General features: G+C 54.0%; 17 protein-coding genes. 10 read left to right on the top strand and 7 right to left on the bottom strand.

Going from position 1 to position 10,299, the window contains the following annotated elements:
- Positions 1–50: 50 nt before the first annotated feature.
- From DXY31_RS07530 to DXY31_RS17370, 3 genes are all read left to right on the top strand, one after another.
- Positions 51–350, top strand: coding sequence for a TIGR03894 family protein (locus DXY31_RS07530; protein WP_114993202.1), 300 nt, complete (start codon positions 51–53; stop codon positions 348–350).
- A 190-nt stretch (positions 351–540) separates the two neighbouring features.
- Positions 541–852 (top strand): hypothetical protein, encoded by a 312-nt coding sequence (locus DXY31_RS07525; RefSeq protein WP_114993201.1) that lies wholly within the window; start codon positions 541–543, stop codon positions 850–852.
- Between the two features lie 515 nt (positions 853–1,367).
- Positions 1,368–1,544: a hypothetical protein gene (locus DXY31_RS17370; RefSeq protein WP_206749805.1), complete on the top strand. Its 177-nt coding sequence runs from the start codon at positions 1,368–1,370 to the stop codon at positions 1,542–1,544.
- 344 nt (positions 1,545–1,888) lie between these two features.
- On the opposite strand, the gene DXY31_RS07515 is transcribed toward DXY31_RS17370, so the two are convergent.
- Complete coding sequence (locus tag DXY31_RS07515; RefSeq protein ID WP_371639225.1) at positions 1,889–3,217, bottom strand: glycosyl hydrolase family 57; 1,329 nt, start codon at positions 3,215–3,217, stop codon at positions 1,889–1,891.
- Positions 3,195–3,491, bottom strand: coding sequence for a hypothetical protein (locus DXY31_RS17840; protein ID WP_371639224.1), 297 nt, complete (start codon positions 3,489–3,491; stop codon positions 3,195–3,197). Before DXY31_RS17840 ends, DXY31_RS07515 begins: the two co-directional genes overlap by 23 nt.
- A 603-nt stretch (positions 3,492–4,094) precedes the next feature.
- On the opposite strand from DXY31_RS17840, the gene DXY31_RS07510 reads away from it, so the two are divergent.
- Positions 4,095–4,610, top strand: coding sequence for a hypothetical protein (locus tag DXY31_RS07510; RefSeq protein ID WP_137024935.1), 516 nt, complete (start codon positions 4,095–4,097; stop codon positions 4,608–4,610).
- Between the two features lie 44 nt (positions 4,611–4,654).
- On the opposite strand, the gene DXY31_RS07505 is transcribed toward DXY31_RS07510, so the two are convergent.
- On the bottom strand, positions 4,655–4,855 hold the full coding sequence (locus DXY31_RS07505) for a hypothetical protein (protein WP_114993197.1): 201 nt from the start codon (positions 4,853–4,855) through the stop codon (positions 4,655–4,657).
- Between the two features lie 273 nt (positions 4,856–5,128).
- Entirely contained in the window at positions 5,129–5,287 is a 159-nt protein-coding gene (locus DXY31_RS16920) for a hypothetical protein (RefSeq protein WP_170953614.1), read from the bottom strand.
- Between the two features lie 137 nt (positions 5,288–5,424).
- Between DXY31_RS16920 and DXY31_RS07500 the strand changes: the two genes are divergently transcribed.
- From DXY31_RS07500 to DXY31_RS16915, 4 genes are all read left to right on the top strand, one after another.
- Positions 5,425–5,679, top strand: a complete 255-nt coding sequence (locus DXY31_RS07500) for a hypothetical protein (RefSeq protein ID WP_114993196.1) — start codon at positions 5,425–5,427, stop codon at positions 5,677–5,679.
- A gap of 57 nt (positions 5,680–5,736) precedes the next feature.
- A complete protein-coding gene (locus DXY31_RS07495; RefSeq protein WP_114993195.1) occupies positions 5,737–6,651 on the top strand; it encodes an N-acetylmuramoyl-L-alanine amidase-like domain-containing protein in 915 nt (304 codons plus the stop codon).
- A 376-nt stretch (positions 6,652–7,027) separates the two neighbouring features.
- Positions 7,028–7,711 carry an N-acetylmuramoyl-L-alanine amidase gene (locus DXY31_RS07490; protein WP_244279630.1) on the top strand — a complete coding sequence of 228 codons (684 nt, stop codon included), beginning with the start codon at positions 7,028–7,030 and terminating at the stop codon, positions 7,709–7,711.
- A 71-nt stretch (positions 7,712–7,782) separates the two neighbouring features.
- Positions 7,783–7,959 carry a hypothetical protein gene (locus tag DXY31_RS16915; RefSeq protein ID WP_170953613.1) on the top strand — a complete coding sequence of 59 codons (177 nt, stop codon included), beginning with the start codon at positions 7,783–7,785 and terminating at the stop codon, positions 7,957–7,959.
- Positions 7,960–7,982: 23 nt separating this feature from the next.
- Here the strand turns inward: DXY31_RS16915 and DXY31_RS07485 are convergent, their stop codons facing one another.
- Together DXY31_RS07485 and DXY31_RS07480 are read right to left on the bottom strand one after the other, a co-directional pair.
- Positions 7,983–8,819, bottom strand: coding sequence for a PhzF family phenazine biosynthesis protein (locus DXY31_RS07485; RefSeq protein ID WP_114993193.1), 837 nt, complete (start codon positions 8,817–8,819; stop codon positions 7,983–7,985).
- Between the two features lie 7 nt (positions 8,820–8,826).
- Complete coding sequence (locus tag DXY31_RS07480) at positions 8,827–9,033, bottom strand: hypothetical protein (protein WP_114993192.1); 207 nt, start codon at positions 9,031–9,033, stop codon at positions 8,827–8,829.
- A 179-nt stretch (positions 9,034–9,212) separates the two neighbouring features.
- Between DXY31_RS07480 and DXY31_RS07475 the strand changes: the two genes are divergently transcribed.
- Both DXY31_RS07475 and DXY31_RS16910 read left to right on the top strand, forming a co-directional pair.
- Entirely contained in the window at positions 9,213–9,350 is a 138-nt protein-coding gene (locus tag DXY31_RS07475; RefSeq protein ID WP_066908436.1) for a high light inducible protein, read from the top strand.
- Positions 9,347–9,508 carry a hypothetical protein gene (locus DXY31_RS16910; protein ID WP_156486629.1) on the top strand — a complete coding sequence of 54 codons (162 nt, stop codon included), beginning with the start codon at positions 9,347–9,349 and terminating at the stop codon, positions 9,506–9,508. The genes DXY31_RS07475 and DXY31_RS16910 overlap by 4 nt, the downstream gene beginning before the upstream one ends.
- Before the next feature lie 85 nt (positions 9,509–9,593).
- Here DXY31_RS16910 and DXY31_RS07470 read toward each other — a convergent pair whose 3' ends face one another.
- On the bottom strand, positions 9,594–10,259 hold the full coding sequence (locus DXY31_RS07470) for an SDR family oxidoreductase (RefSeq protein WP_114993191.1): 666 nt from the start codon (positions 10,257–10,259) through the stop codon (positions 9,594–9,596).
- Positions 10,260–10,299: the final 40 nt, after the last annotated feature.

The raw sequence follows: 10,299 nt of genomic DNA, 5'->3' as shown, positions 1-10,299 counted from the left end.
TCTGAACGGTAGGTTGATGCCATCGATTAGATGGATCGCATCGGGCTCGAATGGCAGACAAGGAACTCCTCAGAGAGGTGGCGCTTGAGCTCTGGGGCTCAGTCAAGAAACTGCGTCCAGGCCTGCCGAGGGAGTCTCGGCTTGAGCTCACGCTCAAAGCCTTAATGGTGATTGGCGATCTGCATGACCAGGTGCAGGCTGCTGTGGTGGTCGGCGTGATCGCTGAACAGGAACCCCCAGAGAACGAGCCTGAAGGGCAAGACGTGACCAAGTCGGCAGACTCTGCTCCCGAGGTCGAACAGACACCTGACGGTCGCCGGGTGGTTCGTCGTCGCTCCCGCTCTGCCTGATGAGTTGGGTGATCGCGCCGGTCGTCTTTGAATCAGCAGCTCTGGCTGCTGATTCGTTTCGGTGCGGTTGCCGCCTGATCGGGTGAAACGTCAGCTGCTCAGGCCAGCAACAGCACTGTGAAACTCCAATGATCCATACCCTTACTGAACAAGGCGTGTCTGACTTCATCTCAGCGATCAAGGCCCACTGATGAGTGGAGGTCTCTCGCGTGAATCGCTCAAAGAGCGTCAAAGGTATGCCGACTGGTATGAGGCAAAGCCTGAGGAGGAACAGCTGCTGATCGATGAGATTGCTGATCATACTGATTACATTCTTGGAGAAGATCAGAACAATTCATTTGTCACTCTTTTGAACCAAAACGGAATTAAAACGGCTGATCAGTTTGTTGATTCTTTTTGTGTTGAGTATGAGGGTGTTGTTGGGTCTGATGAGTTTGTGGTTATTGTTTTCGAGGGTAATTCATACTTTTTCAGAAGATTATGTAGCCATTTTGTTGGATAATTTTTCCTTGATGTCTTGGATGCTGATTCGCTGTTTTTTGTAGGACCCTTCTGATCTTTCGCGAACAGTTTTTTGGCGTTAGGTCTTAGTTGTGTAACCAACGCTATGCGTATGCGGCTGATCGCATTGTGCTGAATGGGCGAGAGATTTCTCATTTCATGGGCCAACAAGCGCGTGGCTTGTATGCAGCACTGCGGCACCAACGCCAGAGAGTCGGAGTTGATTGCTGCTGCTGCCTGAGATTGCAGGCCACCATCGTTCGGCAGTGGCCTTTAACGCCATATGCGAAGTGCTGGCAAGTCAGGCAGATCAGGGCTTCTTGCCAGTTCTGCAGCTCACACGTATCCACAAAATCCCACTGCTCCATCGCGCTCACTGCAGTTGTACGGCTGCACTAGGTCATGTGTATGGGTGGGTCGAATGGGTCTTGGAAGGTCTCCGATGAAACTCGTGTGTTTGAGAAAATGAAACATGGGTGCGGCAAAACTGCATGCGAGGCAAGGTGCAAGAGGCACATGGCGGTTATTGATTATCTACCACCAGAATTCACGAACCTGTTTAAAACCAAAATAGAGTCTGGATTAACCAAAATGACTACATTCACTTACAGTCTTTTGGCTGGCTTTTCACTTTTTGCAGTATCAGCCGCATTGTTTGCACTCCCTTATATGGGGCATTGGCCGCAAAGCTGATGAACAGATGATCAGTCCGCTAAGCGGGGGTGACGGCTGCGCCCTCTAAGTCAAGCTGCCTCAACGCAACGCCTCGCTCTCATGAGTGGGGCTTTTTTAGCCAATGACGATGCCGGCGACGTCGACGGTTCAGGGGGCAGGTCCTTCACAACCGCCATGCAGGTCGATCCCAGTGCATAGGCCATGTGGCTGCTACCTCCATGCGGGTAAGTGCTCCAGTGCCCATTTCTTTCTTCATTCAGAAGGAGGTTTGGGTGCGCCATGTGCGATCTCTTTTTAGTGCAGCGCCGATCAAGTCAAGTGGTGTATGTCTACGTAGTGCTGTGAGAAAGGGGGTTCAACTTTTACTTATCCCCTGCAATAGGACCTGTTGAAAGATCAAACGATCGATTTAAAGCTTCCATTCCCTGGTCGTAGATGTCAGTTGCGTACTGGGTCCATTGGCCCTGTCCCCAGTACCTGAAGCAGCTGGTTTCTAGAAGTAGTAGATGCAACAAGGCATCTCGGAAGGCTGGCGACTGCGACAAGCGGGGTTGCTCCGAGAGCTGCTGATCGAACTGCTGATGAAAGCGTGCGCTGAGGCGCTGCATCGGTTGGAGCACATTGTCGTACCCCTCAACCCAGCTGAGGTTGTTGGTCCATGAAGCGCCTTCCATTGAAAAACCGTCGTTGGCTGAGCTGAGCTCATCGATGGCTGCAATAACGCTATCCACGCCACCCGATTCATCCGCCTTCTGCCACAAACGATGCTGATGAACGGCTTGAATACGGGGAAGGTCGCTCGTCTTCAGTCCCAAGGCGTCCAGTTGCTCGAGATATTCCGATCCGTTCAGGGCGGTTGTGTCATGGTTGCTGTCGCGAATGCGGTGATTGGCCTGGCGGAAGGCCTCCGGAAATTCATTCATCATCACTCCACCGTTCTCTCCGTCTGCGATCTGGCTGACGAGAGAAGGGATCTCAGCGTTGCCCAGCCGTTGGCGACTGAGTCCAAATGCCTCCTCACACGGTTGCATTTGCCCGACGAGTTTGGTGTCTGAACCCTGGGTCTTGATCAAAGCTGTGATGCTGATCTCCTCTCCTGAGGAGGAACGGGCCACCAGCCTGTTGGGAACAAAGCGTTGTTGGCTGCTGAGGGGCGAACCATCCAGCTGCTCCACGCTGTGCTCCTGCACAAGTAGCCAGTGGTAGCCGGCTTCTAGCAGGCTGTTTACCAGAGCAAACAGCGTGTCTGGGTGATTGGGTAGGTGCATTTCTGGCAAGGAGAAACCCCGCACCCGCTGAAGCGCGCTGTCGCCAAATAGATCTGTGAATTGGTGTTGCCAGGCGCTGACCTGCAGGGCCAGATCAGGGATGGGTGTGGAGGGTGCCACGGCATGGCTCCAGAACGTGCCGAGCCATTCCACGTGCCTATTCATCTCTTCATCACAGGCCAGGTAATGAAGAGCTTCAGTGATGTCCCTCCGTCCCATCTGCGTGACGCCCCAGAGCAGATTTCCTGAGTAATCGAGCATGATCCGAGGATCGCACCCCTCTTGAATCAACTCCGGGATCAGATCAGCCATGCGTCTGTAGCAATGAGCGAAAGGCTCAGCGTTGTGGTTATCACCTTCATCTGGATGTTCCAGCATGTATTGCAGGTGTGAGATCAGATCACCATTCGGTCCTGCGGGCACCGTTGGCTGATGCATGTGCAGCGCGCAGGCGAAGCCAGATTTCAGATTTTGCCGCCTGCACTCGGTTGATGATGGCCAGTTCCGGGTTGAGGTCTGCATCAGAGTGCGCAGCTCCTGCTCTCTCCCACAGATCGAAGGGTGGTGTGCTGATTGGACCGCCATGAATGTTTTTCTTGTAGAGCAGGGTGTGTTTGATGCTGTACGTGATCAGGAGATGTCGTGTTCGGTTTAATCGCCGATCATTGTGCAAACGGGCTGACAGATAGTGTTGCAAGTTGTGCTGTAATTAGTTCTTCAATCGCAGCTGTAGATTTAGAGGAGTAACACTCATTTTAGTGCGCATGAATGAACCCCCGGAATTCAGAGTTGGTGCTGAATTCCGGGGGTTTTTCCAGCAATTTGCTGGTTTGGTGACCGCACCATCCGGATGAATGGAACGGTCTAACTCGCTCGTTTGTTCATTGGCTTCCTGTCTGAATTTGAACGTGAATCCTGGTTGAATTCGTTGCGAAGGACAGTTGTTGAAGCGAAGGAAAGTAGAAGCGAACAATCCTGCAGTAAGACTCTGGGGCCAGGTTCCTAAGAGGTTAGGTTGATCGGATCGACCTTGATGATCCGATCAATTGCACCACATGTTGGTTGAGGGAAACGTTGGAGCAGCAACTTACAGCCGAATCGCTTCTCAGATCTGCTCAGGTGGAGTGTCTGCCGTCATCCGGTGCCTCCGATTGGATAACTCCAGTGTTGATGTTCATTGGGCTGTTCGGCAATCAGTGCAATCACGCATTGTTCTGCGTTGAGAACTGAGTAATGGTGAATGCAGCGTGGCTTCTGCGTGGCTAAGCATTCAGTGAATCAATTCACTGAGGCCGCGCTAATGCTTTCCCGCAGAGTGATGAAGCTGTTGGTGGGTGCTCTGTGCGCTCTTCAGCCACTGGCACTTCCTGTTGCCTGGGCTGGGCATCACCATGGCGGTGAAAATCACCATCACTCAGGAGGTGGCTCCCACCATCACTCCGACCATGCTGAGTTCCATTACCACCACCGTTATGCCGGTGGTGCCTGGTATGGCCATCACGGCCAGTGGTATGGGAATCACCATCACAACCGTTGGGACTGGAACAGTTTCGGAGAGCTTGTAGGGGCTGCTGTGATCGGTGGGTTGATCAGCTCGGCTTTTCATTCGAATAATCGAACGATTGCCGTGCCGAACAGTGCCTATCAACTTGATTACGACAGTATTCGGGTGAATGGATCCACCGTGATGTTCAACGTTGACGGAGCGCCGATGAGTGCCGACTGCACCAGTGGTTATCTCAACGGGCATACCGCTGAAAATCGTGGCCAAGCTCAGTTGGTCAACGCGGTTTGCACGGTGGCCTTTGGAACGTAAGCGTCCTCGATCAGGACGTCGTCACGGATTCGCTCGCAGTTGTTTTAATCCTTGGCCCAGCGCTGGTTGCACCTGCTGGAGCAGTTCATGTCTCCATCCGGGTAGTTATAACCAGCTTTACGGGCATTCTTCTCCACTTCCGCTGGGCTTGAACCGCTGAAGCTTCTGGTTGTTTTGGCCTCGACAGCAATGGTGGTTGTCAGCAATCCAGTTGCTGTGACCAGAGCGATGCTGAATGCGCGCATGATGAGGGTGCTAAGCCGTTGATCCTCCGATTTTCCTGTTTACAGGTCAAGAAATGGCAAGCAATCGCATGATCGGGAGTAAATGATCCCAGGCTTGAGCAATGGGATTGCTCCATTGTCCGCTTTGCATGGGCCTGGCTGTACTGTCAGCGCTCCGATTTTCTGCTCACGCCGTAATGGCCTTTCAGCTTGGGAGGCAACAGTCTGATCGTTGCTCGCGGGCCGATCAATCGATGGGGGTATTGATGCGTCTGTAGTGCAGTCGGTTTGCCATCACTGTTCTGATACAACCCAGGCGGTTGCAGCCCGTTGACGGAAATAAAGATCAGTCAGTTCCCGCGCCAACGACTGAAGCTCATGCACATTAGTGGTGGCATCGATCATCCGTTTGATCGACTCGGCTTCAAATTGCTGAGAAAGATTCACACGCATGAATTGGCCTGCCAGTGAAGCGATCTTAAAAAAATGTCATGTCGGGTCGCGAGCTTGTCGGTACGGCCGATCTGTGGCTGCGCTCGCGATGGCCTGACACGAGCGTCATGATGTAACGACTTCGTTACAAAGCTCCGATGACTCTTGGCGAACTGTTTCTGGAAAGCCTCTCCTCAGGCGTGATCACGGAAGATGAAGTTGATTGGCTTGCTTCTCATCAACACGTCTTCTCGCGGGCCGAGGAGGCTGCTGCAGTTCGTCTTGGTCGCTTGATGGACGATGGTGTTGTGAACCTCGGTTGCCGGGTGCCCCCTCAGTGGTTCCAGCATCGGGACGTGGTTGAACATTGGATTGAGCCGCTCGGCCGTCGGCGTCATGCGACGCAAGCCTGATTAGTCCGCTCATGACCATCCGAGTCGTGGGAGTGTGAATGCTGCAGTTCAGCCGATGTGAATTTCACCGCCCCCCTGATTGCCGGACTGACATCAATCGTTCTCGTTCCTATTCAGCAGGTTGCGGTGGGAGCCCAGTCAGCTGTTCCCCTCAGGGTTTTTGCTGGTGGTTCTCTTTCCAGGGTTTCTAGGTCCATCGAAGATGTTCATGTTGTTGAAGGCACCAGGACAAGATTCAAACGGGCTCAATCACTGATTCGAGCATTGCCTCTCAATGAAGCCATCGCTCGTCTCGCTGAGTTTTTTGTTGGCAGTCCGTATATGGCCATGTCTCTCGATCAATCCGGCCGAGAGCAGTTACGCCTGGATCTCACGCAATTCGATTGCATGTTGTTTGTTGAACAACTGCTCGCGGTGGTGTCTGCTGAATCTTTTGATGATTTCGCTGTTCGGACCAAGCGCCTTCGCTATCGGAACGGCGAGATCGGGTACTGCACGCGTCAGCACTATTTTCATGACTGGGTTGGCTCAGCTCAGGCTCAGGGAGTGATCGAGTCGCAACCTGTTTGGTCCGCGCAGGCCACGCGGAATTTGCCGCTCAATTTCATGTCGAGCCACCGTGATCGCTATCCCGCCCTGCAATCGCCTGATCGGTTCGAATGCATTCGTGCACGCGAGCAGGGAAGGCGGATCGAACAGCATTACCTGCCGCTTGCTTCGCTCGAGGCTGCACTTCCCAGTCTTCAGTCCGGCGATATTTTTGCGGTGGCAACGCGGGTCGGTGGTCTTGATGTGAGCCACATGGGGGTTCTGATCCGAGAGGGTTCCCGGCTGGATGCTATCCATGCTGCTCCGGGGCGAGGCGTGATGCGTTCGCGCTCGTTCGTTCGTTATCTCAGCTCCGTGCCTGATGCGATCGGTGCAGTGATCGTGAGGCCGCAAATGGTTCAACAACCCACATTCCTGCAGTGATTGCAGTTGCATGTGCGATGGCGCCGCCTGTCATTTTGTGCACCAAAGTTCTTCCAGTAAGCTTGTGATTATTCTGCTTGATTCATCTTATCCATTCATGGAATGACGATGAATGGAGCAATTTTTATGCAGGTGCTTGTCTTGCTTTTTCGTCAACATTGTTGATGTCGCTGTTGTCGAGAATTCTGTGAAGTATGAGATGTTGAACCGTGCATTGAACGCTCTGAATGCTGTGATGAGATCAGCTCCCCATCAGCTGGCGATTTCACTGCTGATTGGTCTTTGCGGATGCTCGCTTTTGGATGGCAATTCGGGCGGTAAGGGTGTATCTGACAGAGCTGGTAGAGCTCTGCCATCCCCGGATAGGCCCCCTCTCATGCGTCTTGGAGACAGCCGTGTCGCGGCATCATCATTGGAGGAGATTCAGGCCTGTGAACAGCGTCTCGGTCTTGCTGAGGAGGATATTCAGTTGGCTCACCCAACCAATTTCGGAGAACGCAAGTCCAGGGATTCGTGGGGACGTGAGCTGCAGGTGAAGCCGATGGTGATCGTTCTGCACGAAACTGTGATCAGCGAAGCTCAGGCTCTTGGCCTGTTCAAGACCAACCATCCGGATGATGATCAACAGGTGAGTTATCACATGCTGATTGGCCGGGATGGTCGTCGTGTGCGGATTGTTCCTGATCAGAAGCGTGCCTACGGCAGCGGCATGTCGGCCTTCGGTGACGTCACGTTGCGGGATCGTCCCGGCAGCGTGGGATCGATCAACAACATCGCTCTGCACATCAGTCTGGTAACGCCATCGGATGGTCGCGGGGACGCCGACGGGCATTCTGGCTACACCAATGCGCAATACAAATCACTTGCAGAACAGGTGCTGCTTTGGCAAGCGACATTCGGGATACCGATCACGCGTCTGACCACGCATGCAGCCGTTGACCGCAGTCGCAGTCGATATGACCCGCGCAGCTTCCGTTGGGATCGTTTTGACGACTACTACAACGACGCTGCAGAGCTTTGTGATCTCAATCAGTTCAACAACGACCAGGCAGGACCGTGAGCGAATAAAGCCTGAGATCAGTGTTCTGCGCAGAAATCTTCTAAAATCATTGTTGGTCTTTCCCTGATGCCGTGCCGCTGATCCCCCGCTGGCGGTACATGACCGACGACAGCAAGGCGCTGGTCAAGCGTGGTGCTGTGAGTCTGCTGGTCGTGCTCGTCGCCGTGACTGTGTTGCGTGCACTGCTGCCCTGGGTGTTGCTCGGCGTGATTGCCTGGTTCGTCTGGTCTTGGGTTGCGCGGCGTTGATAAGCGGTGCCAGTCGATATCTCTTAAACCAATGTCGATGGACGTTCGTCGTTGTTTCCTGGATCAACGCACGATCTATCGATGTGAATCAGTCCACTGAGATAAGGGATCACGCGGCCGCTGATCAACACTCTTTCATCCGTCAATGCGCAGTGCAGCAGCCCACCTCGAGCCGAAAGCTGACGGGCAACCAGGCTTGTGCGGCCGAGTTGATCAGCCCAGTAAGGCGCCAGGGTGCAGTGTGCTGACCCTGTGACTGGATCTTCCTCGATTCCGCATGACGGTGCGAAGAACCGGCTGACGAAATCGACATCTGACCCAGGTGCTGTGACGATCAGACCCCGTCCAGGAAGAGCGGCGACAGCCTTCGAATCAGGCTTGATCGCAACAACCTCACGCTCATCAGCGACCACCACCATCAGATCCAGCGCCTGCAGACAGGCAACGGCACTGGTGCCGAGGATCCGGTCAAGTCCGGTCGGAGCGGCGCAGGCTTCCCCACGCTGCAGAGGGAAGTCGAGAGTGAGCTGCGGTCCATTGCGGCGAACCGTCAGTGGTCCGCTGTTGGAGCTGAACTGCGCAATCTCGAGGTTGGGTTCACGCTGGAACACAACATGGCCCGCCGCCAGAGTGGCGTGTCCGCAGAGATCAACCTCACAGGTGGGAGTGAACCAGCGAAGGTCATAGTGCCCTTCAGTGCCCACATAAAAGGCGGTCTCAGAAAGATTGTTCTCAGATGCGATCGCCTGCATTAGCCGATCCGGCAGCCAAGTCTGCAGGGGGCAGACAGCTGCAGGGTTGCCCTGAAATGGACCTTCAGCAAAGGCGGCAACCTGTTCGATCGGGATCGGCCCTGCCATGAGTTGCTCAGCGGGATCCGTTGTCGATGTCTTCGTCTGCAGAGCCGCGCAATCGCTCGACCTGGGTGAACAGAACCCAGGCCATGGCCGCGAGGACTCCCCCGGTCCAGTTGTTGCGCAGCAGTTCCACGATTGCGACGGTGCTTGCGGCAATCCGCAGAGCTCGCAGCAGAATGTCCTGAAGCGATGGTTTTGCAGGCGTTGGCTGGTCCATCGTTGGCCAGGCTGAAGTGTCATCTTGCCTGCCTCGAACCCGTGCTGCATCGGGTTGCGATGGTGATGCCAGCGGGGCTCCTGAGATCACTCATGACTCAGAGCAACTATTCATTTGCACGTCGACTCACACAAGGACGAAACAATCTGTTACAAAGGGGGCACTCGCGATTCTTCCCGATGGACAACGCAAAATTTGGTTTCTCTGCTTTTGCTGAGCAGTGGAATGGACGTCTAGCCATGATGGGCTTTGTGATTGGTCTCGGTACCGAGCTTCTGACTGGTCAGGGAATTCTTTCCCAGGTTGGTCTCGGTTGAAATCCATACAGGAGCATGATGTTTGGGCACCGGAAGATCGGGTTGGCTACGTCCAACTAATTCTTTTTGGTGCGTTCATCGCGACCCTCGGAGTTGGTGCCAACATTGTTGTGAAGTACCTCTGGTCATCGCTGGACGCCCTCAGCAATTATTTCTGATTCACTGATTCAACAAATTTCATTCGCTGCTTGATTCAGTCGACCTCTGTCTTGAACAGGGGTTTTTTATTGTTGTTTTCGTTTTTTACCAGGGCAGCACTGTGCCATTGGCATGCCAGAAGCTGCCACTGTTCTCGAGAGTTAGTTCGTCAATCCGTGCAATCAGTCCCTTGACAGACTCCGTCGGGCTGATGCCGTTGGGGTTGTATCTGACCATGCGAGTCTTAACCAGGCCAGGATGAAGAATCGCCACGGCAATACCTCGGCTCTGCAGGTCAACCGCAAGTGATTTTCCAGCGATGTTCAGTGCCACTTTCGACATCCTGTAGCCGTAGGAGCCCCCAGAGCTGTTGTCTTCGATGGAACTCATCCGGCTGGTCATCAGCACCAGTTTTGAACCCTCAGGCATCAACGGAATGAGAGCCCTGGCAAGCAAGAGAGGAGCCAGAGCATTCACTTCAAATTGCTGGCGAATGCTTTCCGGGTCCAGGTCGCTCAACCCCATCGAATGAAGCATCCCTGCATTGAGAATCACGATGTCCAGCTGTTGGTCTCTCAGTCCATTGACTAGTGCGGCGACTGAGTCTCGACTTGTGAGTTCGATCCCTGATTCCACGCGTACGCCAAGGGCATTCAGTTCATCGCTGGACTGACGGCAGACCGCGATCACTTTGTCTCCACGGGTCAGGAGCTGTTGGCAATAGGCAAGACCAATACCCCTGTTGGCACCGGTCACGAGATAAGTCGCCAATGGCCAAGCTGCTGCAGAGCACCATCCTGCCCTCCGCATC

It is taken from the genome of Synechococcus sp. UW179A (assembly GCF_900473965.1).
GTDB lineage: Bacteria > Cyanobacteriota > Cyanobacteriia > PCC-6307 > Cyanobiaceae > Synechococcus_C.
Note: the sequence above shows the minus strand (reverse complement) of the source record. Positions and strands in the feature narration are given on the sequence as shown.

Coding starts and splice junctions, on each gene's coding strand:
- DXY31_RS07530 (WP_114993202.1), top strand. CDS start 51: ATGGCAGACAAGGAACTCCTCAGAGAGGTGGCGCTTGAGCTCTGGGGC.
- DXY31_RS07525 (WP_114993201.1), top strand. CDS start 541: ATGAGTGGAGGTCTCTCGCGTGAATCGCTCAAAGAGCGTCAAAGGTAT.
- DXY31_RS17370 (WP_206749805.1), top strand. CDS start 1,368: ATGGCGGTTATTGATTATCTACCACCAGAATTCACGAACCTGTTTAAA.
- DXY31_RS07510 (WP_137024935.1), top strand. CDS start 4,095: ATGCTTTCCCGCAGAGTGATGAAGCTGTTGGTGGGTGCTCTGTGCGCT.
- DXY31_RS07505 (WP_114993197.1), bottom strand. CDS start 4,855: ATGCGCGCATTCAGCATCGCTCTGGTCACAGCAACTGGATTGCTGACA.
- DXY31_RS16920 (WP_170953614.1), bottom strand. CDS start 5,287: ATGCGTGTGAATCTTTCTCAGCAATTTGAAGCCGAGTCGATCAAACGG.
- DXY31_RS07500 (WP_114993196.1), top strand. CDS start 5,425: ATGACTCTTGGCGAACTGTTTCTGGAAAGCCTCTCCTCAGGCGTGATC.
- DXY31_RS07490 (WP_244279630.1), top strand. CDS start 7,028: ATGCGTCTTGGAGACAGCCGTGTCGCGGCATCATCATTGGAGGAGATT.
- DXY31_RS07485 (WP_114993193.1), bottom strand. CDS start 8,819: ATGGCAGGGCCGATCCCGATCGAACAGGTTGCCGCCTTTGCTGAAGGT.
- DXY31_RS07480 (WP_114993192.1), bottom strand. CDS start 9,033: ATGGACCAGCCAACGCCTGCAAAACCATCGCTTCAGGACATTCTGCTG.
- DXY31_RS07475 (WP_066908436.1), top strand. CDS start 9,213: ATGGACAACGCAAAATTTGGTTTCTCTGCTTTTGCTGAGCAGTGGAAT.